Below are 15,873 nucleotides of genomic sequence, written 5' to 3'. Positions count from 1 at the left end.
AGATGTCTGAAATGCTGGAGCTCGGAACCCTGTTGCGTGAGGAACGTGAAAGAAAAGGTTTATCTCTTGAGGAACTTTCTGAACGCATAAAATTGGCACCGCGCACACTTGCATTTATAGAATCAGGTACTAAATCAGAACTGCCTCATGCAGTGTATGTGAAAGGATTTGTTAAAAGTTACGCAATGATTTTGGGACTTGATCCTGAAGAACTTGGTGCAATAGTTGATGTTGCATACAAGGATGAGCTTGAAGAAGATATGGCAGAGCCTGTGTTAGCTCGTAGAGATAAAAAAGGATGCCCTGTTAAGCTCATCATCATTGTAGTGATTATTGCTGGTCTCGTTGCGGCGGGCTACTTCTATATGCAGTCTGGTACTGCTACGCTTGGTAATGAAGAAGCAACAGTAGAAGTACCTGTTCAACAGTCTCCTGCACAGCAGGAACAGGCTGAACAACCAGTAGGGCAGCAGAATGCTGCTGAGGTTGTTGTGGTTGAACCAGCAGCTCCTTCCGTTCAAGTGGAAGAAGTTAGCCCGGAAGCAAATAATGAAGCGACTAAGGAAACTGAAGTCGCTCCTGAGCCAGTAGTTGTTCACGAAACACCGGCTCCTGTTGTTGTAGCTCCTTCTGATGTCTTAGCACAAAAGGCAGAAGAAAAAGCCGTGGCACCAGAGCAGGCAGATAAAAAAGCAGACGTTGCAATGCGTTCCTTACGTGTTGAAGCAACTGCGGACTGCTGGGTTGAAGCAACTGGTGATGGATTTACCCGTAAAGAGTTTTTACTTCGTAACGGACAGGGGTACACTGTTATCTTCCCGAATAATCTGTCTTTACGCTTAGGAAACTCCGGCGGAATTTCACTGACACTTGATGGTGCTCCATATTATTTCAATGGTGCGGACGGTAAGGTGCGTACAGTACATATTGCCGCTTCATAGTTCTGATGGAATTTACCGAAAAAGTTATCATCCTCCGTATTGGAAGATTTAAAGAAGCGGACCTTTGGGTCCGCTTTTTGTCTCCAACGCGAGGAATAATGAACGCTTTTGCTTTTGGCGGGTGCCGAAGCAGAAGGCGTTTTTGTGGTTGTTTGGACCATTTGAACCGCGTGCTGTTTCGGGTAAAGGGCAGCAAGCTTGCGACCTACTTTTCGCTTGAAGAGGGAACCTTGATGGATTCCCCTGAGAATCTTCGTGTTAGTCACGAAAGACTTGGGCTCGCAGTAAACTGTCAAAAATTTTTAGAAGCAATGGGTATATCTTTTGAAGGTGCACCTGCTGCGTATAGCCTTTTTTCCGAAATGCTGGTGTTATTGAATGAAGCAGAAGCGTTGGATAAGCTTTGGCCTATTTTTTTTCGTGCTCGTTTTGCATTCGATCAAGGCTACAGTCCAGAGCTAACTATCTGCCAAGTTTGTGCTAACGACTTGAAATATCCAGTGTTTCATGTTCAAGAAGGTGTGCTTACATGTGCGGCTTGTGCTCGGTCGCAAGGGCCAAGGTTCAGATTAAGTAAGGAATCTCTTGACGCTTTGCGATTTGTACAGGAAAATTCTCCGCTTCGTTGGTCAGAGCTGAACCTTTCTGTGAAGGCACGTAAAGAGCTTTCAAGAGCTATTGACGGCTTTATCCAATATCATATAGGTCTTTCTTGGGAAAACGGAATGTTTAGACGCGTTTAGCGCTACATAAAGTTACCACAACAACTCGGCATAGGCCGTGTAGAGAATATAGTATTCAGGGGAAAAACATGAACTTCCAAGACGTTATCCTCACCCTGCAGGACTTTTGGTCCAAACAGGGCTGTGTATTGCAGCAGCCGTTCGACATCGAATGTGGTGCCGGCACGTTTAACCCCGCAACTTTTTTGCGTGTTATCGGTCCGGAGCCATGGAAGGCTGCATATGTAGAACCTTCCCGTCGCCCTACAGATGGTCGTTACGGTGAAAACCCGAACCGTTTGCAGCATTACTTCCAGTTTCAGGCTGTTTTAAAGCCTTCTCCTGATAATATTCAGGAAATGTATCTCGACAGCTTGCGTGCCATCGGTATTGATCCGTCAGCGCACGACATTCGCTTTGTTGAAGATGACTGGGAATCTCCAACCCTCGGTGCTTGGGGACTTGGCTGGGAAGTTTGGCTGAATGGTATGGAAGTAACTCAGTTTACGTACTTCCAGCAGGTTGGCGGTATCGACCTGCATCCTACCAGCGTAGAAATTACCTATGGTCTTGAACGTATTTGCATGTACTTGCAGGAAAAAGAGTCTGTGTACGACCTTATGTACAACGACACTGTGACATACGGTCAGGTATACCATCAGAACGAAGTGGAAATGTCGAAGTATAACTTCGAACACAGTGATCCAAAGATGCTTCTTGAGCTGTTTAATATGTTTGAAAAAGAATGTAAGCAGCTTTGTGAAGCTGGCCTTCCGCTTCCAGCCTACGATTACTGTTTGAAGTGTTCTCATACCTTCAACATGCTTGACGCGCGCGGTGCGATTTCCATTACGGAACGTACCGGCTACATTGGCCGTGTGCGCGTTCTTGCTTCTGCTGTTGCTCGTTTGTATGCACAGCAGCGTGAAGAGCTTGGTTACCCGTTAATGCCTGCAAAAAACAACGATTAGTCCATAGGAAGAATTGAGATGTCCTTATTTATTTTGGAAATCGGCACCGAAGAGCTTCCCGCCCGTTTTCAAAAGGGGTTGGAAAAAGATTTAATTACCCGCCTTTCTAGCTTTCTCAAAGAATCCAATGTGGAATTTGATAAGGTAGAATCGCATGTAACCCCTCGTCGTGCTGCTGTAATGGTCTATGACATTGCAGGAGTTCAGAAAGAAAGCGAAGAAGTTGTTCCGGGCCCTCCTGTTCGTATTGCATATGATGCAGACGGCAACCCGACTAAAGCCGCCGCTGGTTTTGCAAAAACGCAGGGTGTTGACCTTGCTGATGCATTTCGTCTTGAAACTGATAAAGGTGAATACCTTGCAGTTCGCAAAAAGATGGGTGGCGCAAAGACTGCAGACCTGCTCGCAACATTTTGTCCAACTCTGATCGCACAGCTTCCTTTTGCTAAAAAAATGAAGTGGGGCGAGCAGGAGTTCACCTTTGCACGTCCAGTCCGCTGGGTGCTTGCAATGCTCGACGATGCTGTTGTTCCGTTTGAAGTTGCAGAATTGAATTCCGGCAGAGAAACATACGGTCACCGTGTGCATGCTGCCGGTCCGTTTGCGATTGCAAACGCTGCTGACTACTACTCAACCATCGAAGAAAAATGTGCCGTTGTTCTTTCTGCAGAAAAACGTCGCGCTAAAATTATTGAAGAAGGTAATGCGCTTGCTGAGAAAGCAGGCGGACGCATTATCTGGAAAGACAGCCTTCTTGACGAAGTGCAGGGTCTTGTAGAGCATCCTATCGCCTGTCTTGGTGATTTTGATGCTTCATTCCTTGAGCTTCCACGTCAGGCACTGCTTACAAGCATGCAGAGTCACCAGAAAAGCTTTGGTGTAGAAGATGCTGAAGGCAACTTGCTTCCTCACTTCCTTACTGTACTGAATACTACTCCAAACGAAATGGAAGTTGTTAAAGTAGGGTGGGAACGTGTGTTGCGTGCTCGTCTTGAAGATGGTCGCTTCTTCTGGAATACCGACCTCAAGGCTGATGTTGATACTTGGCTTGCAAAGCTCGATAATGTTATCTTCCTTGCTCCACTTGGTAGCATGGGTAACAAAACTCGTCGTATCTCCGGCCTGTGTGCTGATCTTGCAGCTAAAGTTGCTCCAGAGATTACAGCTGATGCAGAACGCGCAGGTCGCATCTGTAAGGCTGACCTTGTTGCAGAGATGGTTGGCGAATTTGACAGCCTTCAGGGCATTATGGGTGGTATTTACGCAGCGCGTAAAGGTGAGTCCGATGTAGTTGCGAAAGCGATTGCAGAACAGTACCTGCCAGCAGGTCCTGATTCTCCGGTACCATCTACTATGGGTGGCGCTCTGGTTTCCATGGCAGACAAAGCAGATACCCTTGCAGGTTGCTTTGGTCTTGGCATGATCCCAACCGGTGCTGCTGATCCATACGCATTACGCCGTTGCTGTTTAGGTATCGCACGTATTATTATTGAAAAACATCTTCGTATTTCTGCTGCGGAGCTTTTTGCTAGTGCACAGAACCGTTACGAGGGTATTACTTGGAAGCTGGATGAGCAGGAAGCTCTTACCAAGCTGAATGAGTTCTTTGCTCAGCGTCTTAAGAACTACTTTACCAGCAAGGGGTATGAAACTCTGCTGGTTGAAGCTGTACTTGGTGCAGACTCTGACGACGTTTGGGCAGCTGACGCCCGCTTAAAGGCTCTTTCTGCGTACAGCAAAGGTGAAGGTTTCAACCAGGCTGTACTCACCTTTAAACGTGCTGCAAATATTATTCGTAAGCAGGGTAGCGAAGCTGGCGTAGAGCTCAGCGGCGCATACGATGCTGCGTTATTTGAAAATGATGCAGAGAAGGCTTTTGCTAAAGCACTCGAGGACGTAGCTCCTAAGTTTGCTCAGCTTTGGGCTGAAGAAGATTTCGATGCTCTTTTCGCGTTGCTCGCAGAACTCCGTCCTGCAGTTGACGCATTCTTTGATAATGTAATGGTTATGTGCGACGACCAAAAGGTGCGCGCAAACCGGTTGAACTTGCTGAGTGCTCTTGTACAACAGCTTGGCCGCTTGGCTGATTTCTCAGCATTACAGATGTAGAGTTGTTTTTTTACTGGGATACGTTGATAAAAAAAGGGTAATTAGTTGACACCGCGTAGCGATGCGCGTAATGAGCTATTTCCCGTGTTCCAGTAAGGTCTTTATTTTGAATCTTACTACCATATAGTTTTGGAGGAAATTACCTTGGCTAACCATAAATCTGCCATCAAGAGACATCGTCAGTCCCTTAAACGTGCTGCACTTAACCGTGCTATGAAAACTCGCGTACGTAACGTTGTTAAAGACGTTCGCGCTGCAGTTGTTGAAGAAGATATGACGAAAGCTCAGGAAGCTCTCCGCGTAGCTAACGGTATCCTGGATAAAGCTGCCACTAAAGGCGTTATCCACTGGAAAACCGCTGGCCGCAGGATCTCCCGTCTGAGCAAGGCTGTTGCTGGCATTAAAGCCTAGCCTGTCCTGCTTGACATTTCAAAAAAAGCCCGCTTTTTAGCGGGCTTTTTTTCTTTCAAATGTTTCTATTACTTTGCTTGGTTGATGTTGTATCTTGAATCTGGTAACTTTTCGTAATGAACTAGATTTCTTCATGTAAAGAGTGTTGATGTAATTGTGGCATTACTGGCAACGTCATTTTCACAGATTGATACAACTTCGTTCAGTTCACTGCGCTTGAGAAGGCTAGGGGGAAGCATACATTTATGTATGTAGGATTTGTTTTTTTAAGACTAATCCAGCCGTAGGCAAGCCTTTAAGTCTTATGGTAATATTACCTGAGACGCGTTGTGCTGTGTGATTTGTACTCAATCTGAATTTGTTACGTCTGTTTCGATGCAGTTCAGTGGTAGATGTGATGTACATCTTTTGTTGTGCTGTTGAGAATTCAATTAGCTGTGAGACATATTTTAGTGACAGGTATTTTTACGTGTGGTCACTGAATTGGGGCATGTGCCCCTAACTTTTTATGTCTCACGTTTTTGGGAGTTACTCTCTATATGCGTTTATTCCATCGGGAACCTAAGGTTGACCAGCTTAAAGTTGTTGTCGTCGGAGCTGGTGAAGTTGGTTATCATATTTCACACAGGCTTGCTCAAGAACATAAACAAGTTGTTGTGATCGATCAGGATGAAAGTGCACTCAGAAGAATCTCAGAGGTTCTGGATGTGCAAACCATTCTTGGTTCTGGTTCCAGTCCAGAAGTTCTTAAAAATGCTGGTGCTGAAGATGCTGATATTTTTCTAGCAGTAACAGACAGCGATGAAGTCAATATTATCGCATGCTTATTTGCGAATATTATTGCTCCTAATGCAAAGAAACTCGCACGTATCCGTAATGAAGAATATGGCGGATACAGTAAAGAGCTTTCAGAAAATCTCCTCAATATTTCTGCTATCATCAATCCCGAAGTTGAAGTGATTAAGAGTATTGATCGGTTGTTATCTATGCCGGGTGCCGTGGACTATAATGAGTTTGCTGGTGGCAAGATTAAACTGATCGGTGTTCGAATGGGTCATGGTCCTTTGCTGGATCAAGCGCTTGTAAATTTTAGGAGCGTAGTTCCAGATACCAACGTAATTATCGCTGCGATTGTTCGCGATGATGCGCTCATTATTCCGGGTGGTAGCGATACTCTTCAAAAAGACGATATTGTTTACTTCGTATGTAAAGATACAAGTATTGAATCTGTGCGCAAGGCGTGCGGACGAAGTCTTGATCCGATAAAAAATGCATTCATTATCGGCGGTGGTAATATTGGTTTCCGACTTGCTTCATTGTTTGAAGAAAAGGGAATCCATACCAAAATTGTGGATTCGAATCCCGCCCGTTGTAGTGTTCTGGCTGAAAAACTTGATGCCCCCCTCGTTCTTTGTGGCGATGGTACTGATCAGGAGTTTTTGCAGGAAGAGAACATTGCCGAAATGGATGTAGTTATCTCTCTTACATCAGATGAAGAAACTAATATTCTCACTTCTCTGCTTGCCAAGAATCTTGGAGTAAAGAAAACTGTTACCCGTGTGAACAAGCTTGCGTACCAGCCGCTTATTAAAGCTGTTGGTATTGATCATTCTGTTTCACCGCGTCTTTCTGCTGTTAACTCTATTTTGCAGTATGTACGACAGGGCAAAGTGCTTTCTTCTGTCTCAATTAGTGGTGAAGGTGCTGAAGCTCTTGAAGCCATTGCTGAAAATAATTCTGAAATTGTCGGTAAACCGATTAAAGACCTTCCATTCCCTAAAGGAACGCTGGTTATCGGTATCTTGCGTGACACAGAAGTTATTATTCCAAGCGGCGATAGTGTCATTCATCCTGATGACCGCATTATTATTCTGACTACTCCGGAAAACGTTGCACGAGTCGAACAGGCTCTGCTTGTAACGTTACAGTCCGTGTAGGTACCGTATGCGAGTTAAGTATTGCCTTTACATCATCGGAGCATTACTCGGGGCTGTTGGCCTCACCATGTTCTTTCCTATTGGTTGGGCGCTATATTATCAGGATGAAGGTTTAGTTCCATTACTGCTATCCACAGTGGTTACATTGTGGAGTGGGGCCGCACTATTTCTGATGTTTCGTCCAAAGCAAAAGCTCGTGATGAATCACAGGGAAGGGATGGCTATTGTAGCCATAGGCTGGCTTGCTGCTGGTCTTGCAGGTGCGTTGCCGTTCTACTTCGGGGCAGTCTTCCCAACATGGACAGATTGCGTTTTTGAGTCTATTTCCGGCTTCACCACTACCGGCTCCAGTGTAATGACGGATATCGAATCTGTCGCGCAAAGCTTGCTCATGTGGCGTAGTTTAACGCACTGGCTTGGTGGTATGGGTATCATTGTGCTTTCCCTTGCCATCCTGCCATTTCTTGGCGTTGGTGGTATGCAGTTGTATAAAGCGGAAGTTCCGGGGCCGGTTCCTGATAAGCTTAAACCGCGCATAAAAGATACAGCAGCAGCATTGTGGAAAGTATATGTGTATTTTTCCATATTGCTTTGTGTGTTGCTCATGTTCGGTGGTATGAACCTGTTTGATGCCATTTGTCACACTTTCGGCACTATGGCGACAGGTGGCTTCTCCACCAAGAATACCTCTGCGGGATATTACAATAGCGCGTATATCGACTGGGTAATTACTATCTTTATGCTCATTGCGGGAGCTAACTTCTCTCTGCACTTTAGAGCGCTGGCAGGCGACTTTAAGTGCTTTTGGAAGGACTCTGAATTCAGGTTCTACATCGCAATTATCCTTGTGTTTACAGGGATAATCACCATTACAGTTTACGGATCAAACTACGACTCATTCGCAGCTTCTTTACAGTATGCAGCGTTTCAGGTTGTTTCAATTTGTACGACGACTGGGTTTGCCACAGCAGACTATGAACTGTGGGCACCACTTGCTCAGGCATTGTTGCTGTTCCTCATGTTCTTAGGTGGCTGTGCCGGTTCTACTGGTGGCGGCATGAAATGTATGCGTATACAGCTGCTGCTTAAGCAGGGGTACCATGAGCTATTTAGACTGGTTCACCCCCGCGCTGTTAAGCATATTAAACTTGGCGGACGAACTGTTCAGGCAAGTGTCATGTCCGGTGTGTTGGGCTTTTTTGTTATTTATCTGGCAGTATTTGTTATTTCCGGATTTTTACTTTCTGCAACGGGGCTGGATGTTCTCACGTCTTTTGCCGCAGTTGTTGCCTGTATCGGCAACATTGGCCCTGGGCTTGGCTCTGTTGGTCCTGCAGAAAACTTTGCCCATCTACCAGCGTTTGCAAAATGGGTGTTAACTCTTTGTATGCTGTTAGGGCGTTTGGAAATTTACACGGTATTTATTCTGTTCGTTCCTGAGTTCTGGAAAAAATAAAAATGAAGCCTGAGGAATTACTCCTCAGGCTTTTTTGTTTCTGGACTGCGATATTAATAGACATGAGTAGTTGATGTACGTTTTCTGTGTCAAAATTTGATGTAGAGGTTTGCTATCTTCTCATGACTTTAATGCTTTTTCTTCCTTATCTTTTTCATCTATTTTTTCTTTTTCTACCGTATCTTCTTCAATTTTGTCTTCAAGCGGCAAGCCTGCAAAATCTTCTTCGTTGGTTGGCGGGTATTTCATTCTGTCGGCGAGTTCATCGTACCGTTCTTCTGATGTGTCTGGATACGGATATTCGTTATCAGGACACCCCATGCCTTTGTCTACAGTGTCTGACGGGGCTATGTCTTTTTTGTCCCGTGTAAGATACACCGTCTGTGAAGGATAAGCAAAGTCGGTACCGGCATTGTGTATTATGTCGCTTATCCTGAAAAGAAGATCCTGACGAACATCGAGATAGTCTTCCCACTCCAATTCGCCGTTAATGAATGTGTATACTCGAATGATTTGTGCGTATTCGTTATACGAATCAAATTTTACGCGATGAAGATATTCGGAAAGCACTTTCGGGTGCGCAATGAGCATTTCCCGAATTTGTGCCAATATCCAACGTAGTTGTTTGCCGGTGGTTTCCTTTCGTAAGTGAAGGTACTCGCTGAAACGGTAGAGATCCCTCAGCGAAATATTTACAAGCTGCATTTGTGAGAAAACGGCGTTTGGGATTGATATCACTGTGCGGTCACCGGCACGTATACGCGTTGAGCGTAAGCCAATATGCAGTACTTTACCCCATTGATCTTCAAAGGCGCAGTACTCGCCAATGCGAACCGGTCGGTCAGCAAAAAGAGTTAATCCACCAATGATGTTTTCGATTGTAGGTTTGGCAGCTAATGATACCGCAAGACCAATGACGCCCAAGCCCGTTACAATAGGAATAAGTGGCAAGCCAAGGTTTGATCCACCGTAGAATAAAATGCATATTGCGAGAAAGATACTGCTCAAATAGGCCACAGTCCTGATGAGACTTGCATCAATAGATTGCGGGTTAACATTTGGGTTTGCAATAAAGATGTTTGCGGCAAGGCTTGCTCCGACGATAATTGCCCATGCTGCACTGAGCCATTTTATGACGTCTAGCAATCCTGTGGTATAGTGTAGAGTTGCACCGGAAAGGTTAACAACTTCTTCAAGGAAAAACATGAGCAGGTAGGCTAGGCCTGTAAGCATAAGTGGAAGCGTTAATTTATAAAAGTCAGAGCGAATAGGGTGTTCTGGATCAATTCTGCTACTGCATACCCTGTAAACAATTCCAACGAATGAAACTAAAAAGATGAAAGATAAAATCAGCATCATCCATTGAAAAATGGTTTCCCCGCAATAAACTTCTGCAGACATCCATGCTGGTATGTAGTGAAACCATTTTGGTGGAAGCAAACTACCCGGTGTTGATATGTAGAATTGAAAAAAGTCTTCAGTGTCGTGTGTCTTGTATGGAAGGCGCTTTGCCATTTCATATAACACAGGAATCTTGGAAACAGTTTCCGCACTGAACAAATATTCACCATTGCGAAAGCCATCGGTGATGAGCATCATTTCAATTGGTGTGCTAGGGATACGCCAAAATGGAATGTTCTTTGCCCCAAAATTACTTTCTGCTGGTACCATGCCGAGATCAGGAAGACTGATTCTGTCTAGAATCTCTTTCAGTTGAATTACAACTTCTTTCGAGTATTCGTCCCTATAAACGCTGGGAACTTTAGAAAGGTCTAAGCATTCGATCGCTTTTTGGAAATACAGATTAGCCTCTGCCTGTAGCTTAAGAATTTCAGGTGAGTGCGTGAATATGTTTTCCGATTTCATATCAAGCACAAAAGCCTCCTGAAGGACTGCAAAGGCTCTTGTCATGTTCGTAAGGTAGCTATGTAGCGTCGCTTGAGGGCTAAACGTATTTGGTGGCGTTAACGGGTTATCCATCATTTTGCTGGCACCACATGGAGATGCGATTGCTAGCGAAAGAATGAAGATACAAGATAGGAATATTCGATAAAATTTTAAGATCATTGATCGCCCCCTCATGCTGATAGTCAAAGATGACACCCTTAAGGGTAGCTAAGAGTGCTGTACAAGACACAGTATAAGATAAGTTTGTCCAATGATTCTAATACATAAAAAAGCCCTCTTACCTATGAAAGGTAAGAGGGCTTTATATACAAAAGTAGTATTACTAGGAGAGCTTTGAGATAAGGGTATCTTTGATAGATTCGATAGAACCTTCACCGTTGAGCTCAACGTATTTAGTTTCACCTTTTGCAGCAAGATCTTTGTAGAAGTATGCTGCAGCAAGAGTACCGTCACCGGTGTTGTAGTAGATATCATGACGTTTGTTGATTGCGTCTTCGTCCTGATCGTCTGCGCGAGCAGAAAGAGCGCCGCCACATACACGACAAACTTCACCTTTAGGTTTGATAGGCTCAATAAAGATGTTGTTAGGGTGGTTGTTGTCATTTTCACAAAGACGACGACCCATGATGCGGTTCTTAGCAACTTCGCGAGGAAGAAGGATTTCAACAACGTAGTCAAGCTTGATGTCTTCAGCTTTAAGAGCTTCGTACAATTTTTCAGCCTGAACCATGTTGCGTGGGAAACCGTCAAGCAGCCAGCCTTTTGCGCCATCTACTTTCAAAGTTTCGAGAACCATCGGAATGGTGATTTCGTCAGGAACGAGGTCACCGCGGTCAATGTATTCTTTAGCTTTTTTGCCAAGCTCAGTTCCGCCACCGATGTGTTTGCGGAAGATAGCACCGGACTCAATGTGAGCCATGCCATCGTACTTTGTCTTAATAAGAGCGCCCTGAGTACCTTTACCACTACCGTTTGGTCCAAAAATGAGAATGTTCACCTCATTCCTCCTTGTCATTTATTTCACAAATGAAATACAGCAGGCTGTAACGTCTGTCAATCGCAGAGAGATAAAATAAATAATCATCGGTAGCTAAAATAGATTACACCCTTTCGAATAGTGGCAATTTTATTACCGGGAAACTGCACGATCTTGCCGCCAACATTGGCTTGCCACGCTGTATCCAGCGCGAGCAGGTTTTGCTGGAGCGGCTGTCCTTTGCCCATACTAGTCAATACTGCTTTGTATACTCGCAGTCTTGTAGCTTGAGACATGGTACGAAGATCTTCTTTGAGCAATGTCGGGGTCTCAATGTCAGTGTTTTCGAGGTGTTGCTCAATAATAGCTGCCCAGTGATCAGTATCAATCTGTGCAAGTTCCCAAAGAGAAGTTATTGCATCCAGAAAAGCAGGATTCTCTTTGCATAACAATGGGATAACTTGTGATCTTACGCGGTTGCGTAGGAAATTTGTGTCTTCGTTCGATGCATCCTCACACCAGTTAAGGGAACATGCATTTGCAAACGAAATAAGTGTGTCTTTTGGGGTCGCAAGTAGAGGGCGTAATATCTTGCGATTATTACATCTTCCTTCCATACCACCCAGCGCAGGCCAGCCTGTTCCTCGAACAAGGCGCATGACAACGTCTTCTGCAAGGTCATTTGCGTGGTGCCCTGTAATAATCCAGTCTGCATTTATTGTGCGGCGCGTTGACGTTAAAAACTCATATCGTAGCAATCGGGCAGCTTCTTCAATACCTAATTTATGGAGGGATGCGTATGCTGCAACATCCTGAGAAGATACTGTTAATTCAATGTCTAGTGACGCACAAAGTTGACGGACATGTGCCTCTTCAACAACGGCTTCGGGACGAAGCTGATGGTTGAAATGAGCTGCATGAATGGTGCAGTCATTTCTTTTTGCAAGGCATGTGAGAATGATGAGTAGGGTGCTGGAATCGACCCCTCCCGAAAGTGCAACAAGCAAAACAGTGTTTTTAAGAGGAGCTTTCAGCTTGTTTGTGATAAAATTCTCAATCCCAAGACAGATGTGCGCTGTCTTGGGATTGAGGTCTTGTAAACTTATGGGGAGTTGTCTGTTCATGATCTGTTTTAACAACAGCCTTTGCTAAACATAAATGTCAAGCTCAGTGAGCATGTCATCAATGTACTTGATCATGTGTGCACGCAAGTCTTCAGAAGCGTAAGAAACGCATTCGCAGCGCAGTTTATTACGCGCACGTACGAGAAGCTCCAAGCGCAGCGTTTTGCCGTCAATTTCAAGAGCCATACAGTGTGGGCCACATTCGTCTGTGTGTTCCTTCTGCACGTCGGAAAGCAGGTCTTGCGGGCATGGGAGCCAGTAGATGCCTTCCATAGCACCAGTGAGTTCCATTTCGTTAAGTCGTCCGGCAATGGCTGCGATATTATCGCTAGTGAAATCTTCAAGCAGGTAGAGTCGCATGTGAGTATTCCTTTCTATTCGGCTGACAGCGTAAGTGCGGCAATAGGGCTAGCGTCTTCTGTGAGGGTGTGCCTTTTCAGTCACGTCATCTCTGTCCAGATTGAACATGCGGCGTGTGATATCAATGTATCGATCACCAGCTTCTTCTTCCTCATAACGACGTTTGAGGAAAGAAATAGGCTCGTGGTTCACCTTTTTAGAAATGGAATTGATCATTTCACGTAAATGCATTTCCATTTCAGGTGTTGCGTTAGGAATATGCTTGAGCGTTTTAGCAAGTTCATCTTCCATAATTGCATCTGTTCTGGAAATAAGGTCAACAATGGTCGGCTGAAGTTTTAGTGATTTTAGCCACTTATTAAACGTGGCGGTTTCACAGTCAACAATTGTGCGTGCCTTGTTGGCTTCTTCCTGACGCTGAGCAAGGTTTTCTTCAACCACTTCTTTGAGATCATCAATGTCATACAGGTACACGTTGTCCAGACCGTTAACGTCTGGATCAATGTCACGCGGTACAGCAATATCGATGAAGAACATGGAACGGTTTTTACGCTTTTTCAATACCTGACGTATATCTTTAGCGCGAATAACTGCTTCGTGAGCACCAGTGGAGGAGATGATGATATCAACTTTTTCCAGCTGGTCGAAAAGTTGGTCAAACGGAATTGCTTCACCGTTAAATTGTTCTGCAAGCGCTTGGCCACGTGCGAATGTGCGGTTAGCAACGTATACTTTGCTGATGCCGTTATTGAGCAGATGCGTTGCAGCAAGTTCTGCCATTTCACCAGCACCGATAAGCATCGCAGTGCGTTCGCTCATGTCGCCAAAAATGCGTTTTGCCAGTTCAACGGCAGCATATGAGATGGAGACAGCACTGGAAGCAACGCCAGTTTCTGTTCGTACTCGTTTGGCAACAGAGAATGCTTTGTGCAGCAGTCTGTTCAGCACAACACCAGTGGTGTCTTTGTCTACTGAGTCATGGTAGGCATCTTTGAGCTGCCCCAAAATTTGCGGCTCACCAATGACTAAAGAATCAAGGCTGGCAGCAACGGTAAACAAATGTGTTACCGCATCCAACCCTTTGTGCTTGTAAACATACGGAGCAAGTTCTTCAACCGGAAGGTTACATACTTTTGCCCAGCATTCTAATACGTGGTCAATGGCGTTTTCGCCATCTGCAACAACGAGTAATTCGACTCGGTTACAGGTAGAAAGCGTAAGCGCTTCTTTAATACATCCATCAACAGGCACAACGCCTTCTTCAAGATGTTTGCAGTCTGTAAGAGCGAATTTTTCGCGGACTTCAACACCGGCGGTCTTATGGTTAAGACCAATGAGATAAATATCGCGATCCATATTGATTACTGAAGAAAGCTATGATGTGTTGATGTAAAGATATTAATGCCAATTAATGAGAACATGCAGATACCAAATATCCAAATAGCTGCATGTGCGGCTTTACGGCCGCGCCATCCCATCACGAGTCGCTGGTGAAACAGCCACGCGTAGACAAACCAGACACCTAAGGAAACAACTTCTTTAGGGTCACCGCTGAGTATTCTACCCCATTCAATGCGCGCCCAGATAAATCCGGTGACAACGCCCACTGTGTACAAAGGAAAACCGGCAACTACAGCAAGTTGGTTTACTTTGTCAAAAGTGGTTAATGCAGGCAGTTCTTTTTCAAAATCACTAAGTGGTTCTTTTGATTTAATTTTTCTTTCAAGGCGCGTGAACAAAATTCCCGCACCGAAGGCCATTGCCAGTAAGCCAAAGCTTAAAAACAATGTGCCAATGTGCAACCCGAAAAACGCACCAGCCCATGCTTTTGGTAACTGTGATGCACCTTTAGCATGGAATGAACCAATAAAAAGTACTAGTGCAAGCGGAGATGCGGTGAGTGACAAAAACGAAAGCTTGAATCGCCACCACATAAAAAAGTAAATAAGTAGTAAGCTCCATGACAGCATGGAAATATAGTAACCGGAAGGCAATGCCCATCCGTTTATCGCCATGGCATACCCAAGCAGAACTGTGTGCAGTCCAAAACCGCAGATGGTCAGCGCGTTAGACAAGTGCTTAAGCTTTGGGTTTTTAACAATCGAACCGGTAAAAACGGAAAGAGCACCTAAACAATACAACGTAACGACGAGAATGGAGAATAGCTCAAATGAGCTCATGGAGTAACGCTCCTATGTTAGAATGCAATGTCTCCGGAAGGGTAGATCGTAAAATCGATTCAGCCGCAATCCGATCTTTTTTCTGAATGGCTTCTGCAATGTCAGATGAAACAAGGCTACGAAACATAGCTGTGTTCTGTGCAGTATCATTTGCCAGTTCAAGTATCAATGGACGAATCCGTCCCATAAGCGTGACAACAGGGGCGTATTTGTCGCCAACCTGTTCTTGAAGTTCTTTTTTTATCTTGCGGGAAAGTGCCGGACTTGCGCCGCCTGTGGAAAGCGTAATCAGCAAATCTCCCTTTTCTATATGTGCAGGCACGGTAAAAGTTCCCGCAGAAGGATCGTCAATGACGTTGCACAGGATTCCCTGTGTCGCACATACGCTTGAAACTTTTTCATTAACAGCCCGGTTACCGGTCGAAGCAAAAACAAGAGTTTTTCCTGTTACATCGCTTGCTTCAAAATCTCGCTGGGCGTAGGTAACGAGAGGGCTGTTAAGTAGTTGCAGCAATTCAGCATCATTCACTTCTTCAATTGCAAAGGTGTCCAGAATAGTCACCTGTGCTGGATTTGCTTTAAGAAGAGTGGCAAGCTTACGCTGGCCGACTTTGCCGAGCCCTACAATAAGGCAGTGCGTGCCATGAAGATCTAATAGAAGAGGATAATAGCGCATACATGTCTTATATATTGTGTGTAGCGTCTTGTAAAATGTTGCCTTCAGTAAGTTTACGATAAAAATATAGAATGCTTGCTCCAAAATACAAGAGTGCTGCGC

14 protein-coding genes are annotated in these 15,873 nt (G+C 44.8%); 7 read left to right on the top strand and 7 right to left on the bottom strand.

The genetic code is table 11. The annotated features are described in order from the left end of the window. Positions 1-2 precede the first annotated feature (2 nt). The 7 genes from ACZ5V1_RS07485 to ACZ5V1_RS07455 all read left to right on the top strand — a co-directional run bounded on the left by ACZ5V1_RS07485 (position 3) and on the right by ACZ5V1_RS07455 (position 8,547). Positions 3-941, top strand: coding sequence for a helix-turn-helix domain-containing protein (locus tag ACZ5V1_RS07485; protein ID WP_464391323.1), 939 nt, complete (start codon positions 3-5; stop codon positions 939-941). Positions 942-946: 5 nt separating this feature from the next. Further along, positions 947-1,684: a DNA repair protein RecO gene (gene recO, locus ACZ5V1_RS07480; protein ID WP_464391322.1), complete on the top strand. Its 738-nt coding sequence runs from the start codon at positions 947-949 to the stop codon at positions 1,682-1,684. A gap of 68 nt (positions 1,685-1,752) precedes the next feature. After that, positions 1,753-2,634: a glycine--tRNA ligase subunit alpha gene (gene glyQ, locus ACZ5V1_RS07475; RefSeq protein ID WP_464391321.1), complete on the top strand. Its 882-nt coding sequence runs from the start codon at positions 1,753-1,755 to the stop codon at positions 2,632-2,634. An 18-nt stretch (positions 2,635-2,652) separates the two neighbouring features. Next, the gene (gene glyS / locus ACZ5V1_RS07470; RefSeq protein ID WP_464391320.1) at positions 2,653-4,743 is read left to right on the top strand and encodes a glycine--tRNA ligase subunit beta; all 2,091 of its coding nucleotides are present in this window, start codon (positions 2,653-2,655) and stop codon (positions 4,741-4,743) included. A 144-nt stretch (positions 4,744-4,887) separates the two neighbouring features. Next, entirely contained in the window at positions 4,888-5,154 is a 267-nt protein-coding gene (gene rpsT, locus ACZ5V1_RS07465) for a 30S ribosomal protein S20 (RefSeq protein WP_160711079.1), read from the top strand. Between the two features lie 539 nt (positions 5,155-5,693). Further along, positions 5,694-7,091 (top strand): Trk system potassium transporter TrkA, encoded by a 1,398-nt coding sequence (trkA, locus tag ACZ5V1_RS07460; protein ID WP_464391319.1) that lies wholly within the window; start codon positions 5,694-5,696, stop codon positions 7,089-7,091. Positions 7,092-7,098: 7 nt separating this feature from the next. Beyond that, positions 7,099-8,547, top strand: a complete 1,449-nt coding sequence (locus tag ACZ5V1_RS07455) for a TrkH family potassium uptake protein (RefSeq protein WP_464391318.1) — start codon at positions 7,099-7,101, stop codon at positions 8,545-8,547. A 120-nt stretch (positions 8,548-8,667) separates the two neighbouring features. Here ACZ5V1_RS07455 and ACZ5V1_RS07450 read toward each other — a convergent pair whose 3' ends face one another. The 7 genes from ACZ5V1_RS07450 to ACZ5V1_RS07420 form a co-directional block, all read right to left on the bottom strand. Continuing rightward, positions 8,668-10,614, bottom strand: coding sequence for a mechanosensitive ion channel family protein (locus ACZ5V1_RS07450; protein ID WP_464391317.1), 1,947 nt, complete (start codon positions 10,612-10,614; stop codon positions 8,668-8,670). 163 nt (positions 10,615-10,777) lie between these two features. After that, the gene (locus tag ACZ5V1_RS07445; RefSeq protein ID WP_464391316.1) at positions 10,778-11,452 is read right to left on the bottom strand and encodes an adenylate kinase; all 675 of its coding nucleotides are present in this window, start codon (positions 11,450-11,452) and stop codon (positions 10,778-10,780) included. A gap of 83 nt (positions 11,453-11,535) precedes the next feature. Continuing rightward, positions 11,536-12,555: a tRNA lysidine(34) synthetase TilS gene (gene tilS, locus ACZ5V1_RS07440; protein WP_464391315.1), complete on the bottom strand. Its 1,020-nt coding sequence runs from the start codon at positions 12,553-12,555 to the stop codon at positions 11,536-11,538. A 24-nt stretch (positions 12,556-12,579) separates the two neighbouring features. Further along, the gene (locus ACZ5V1_RS07435) at positions 12,580-12,915 is read right to left on the bottom strand and encodes a hypothetical protein (protein WP_160711091.1); all 336 of its coding nucleotides are present in this window, start codon (positions 12,913-12,915) and stop codon (positions 12,580-12,582) included. Positions 12,916-12,963: 48 nt separating this feature from the next. Continuing rightward, complete coding sequence (gene hemA / locus ACZ5V1_RS07430; RefSeq protein ID WP_464391314.1) at positions 12,964-14,271, bottom strand: glutamyl-tRNA reductase; 1,308 nt, start codon at positions 14,269-14,271, stop codon at positions 12,964-12,966. Positions 14,272-14,276: 5 nt separating this feature from the next. Further along, positions 14,277-15,095, bottom strand: coding sequence for a cytochrome C assembly family protein (locus tag ACZ5V1_RS07425; RefSeq protein ID WP_373793556.1), 819 nt, complete (start codon positions 15,093-15,095; stop codon positions 14,277-14,279). Further along, positions 15,082-15,771 (bottom strand): precorrin-2 dehydrogenase/sirohydrochlorin ferrochelatase family protein, encoded by a 690-nt coding sequence (locus ACZ5V1_RS07420; protein ID WP_464391313.1) that lies wholly within the window; start codon positions 15,769-15,771, stop codon positions 15,082-15,084. The genes ACZ5V1_RS07425 and ACZ5V1_RS07420 overlap by 14 nt, the downstream gene beginning before the upstream one ends. Positions 15,772-15,873 lie beyond the last annotated feature (102 nt).

It is taken from the genome of Halodesulfovibrio oceani subsp. galateae, assembly GCF_055397225.1.
Note: the sequence above shows the minus strand (reverse complement) of the source record. Positions and strands in the feature narration are given on the sequence as shown.

What these genes read in the sequence shown, in the direction of transcription:
- ACZ5V1_RS07450 (WP_464391317.1), bottom strand. Translation starts at nt 10,614, where the DNA reads ATGATCTTAAAATTTTATCGAATATTCCTATCTTGTATCTTCATTCTT.
- glyS (WP_464391320.1), top strand. Translation starts at nt 2,653, where the DNA reads ATGTCCTTATTTATTTTGGAAATCGGCACCGAAGAGCTTCCCGCCCGT.
- tilS (WP_464391315.1), bottom strand. Translation starts at nt 12,555, where the DNA reads ATGAACAGACAACTCCCCATAAGTTTACAAGACCTCAATCCCAAGACA.
- ACZ5V1_RS07420 (WP_464391313.1), bottom strand. Translation starts at nt 15,771, where the DNA reads ATGCGCTATTATCCTCTTCTATTAGATCTTCATGGCACGCACTGCCTT.
- trkA (WP_464391319.1), top strand. Translation starts at nt 5,694, where the DNA reads ATGCGTTTATTCCATCGGGAACCTAAGGTTGACCAGCTTAAAGTTGTT.
- ACZ5V1_RS07455 (WP_464391318.1), top strand. Translation starts at nt 7,099, where the DNA reads ATGCGAGTTAAGTATTGCCTTTACATCATCGGAGCATTACTCGGGGCT.
- hemA (WP_464391314.1), bottom strand. Translation starts at nt 14,271, where the DNA reads ATGGATCGCGATATTTATCTCATTGGTCTTAACCATAAGACCGCCGGT.
- ACZ5V1_RS07485 (WP_464391323.1), top strand. Translation starts at nt 3, where the DNA reads ATGTCTGAAATGCTGGAGCTCGGAACCCTGTTGCGTGAGGAACGTGAA.
- ACZ5V1_RS07425 (WP_373793556.1), bottom strand. Translation starts at nt 15,095, where the DNA reads ATGAGCTCATTTGAGCTATTCTCCATTCTCGTCGTTACGTTGTATTGT.
- recO (WP_464391322.1), top strand. Translation starts at nt 947, where the DNA reads ATGGAATTTACCGAAAAAGTTATCATCCTCCGTATTGGAAGATTTAAA.
- glyQ (WP_464391321.1), top strand. Translation starts at nt 1,753, where the DNA reads ATGAACTTCCAAGACGTTATCCTCACCCTGCAGGACTTTTGGTCCAAA.
- ACZ5V1_RS07435 (WP_160711091.1), bottom strand. Translation starts at nt 12,915, where the DNA reads ATGCGACTCTACCTGCTTGAAGATTTCACTAGCGATAATATCGCAGCC.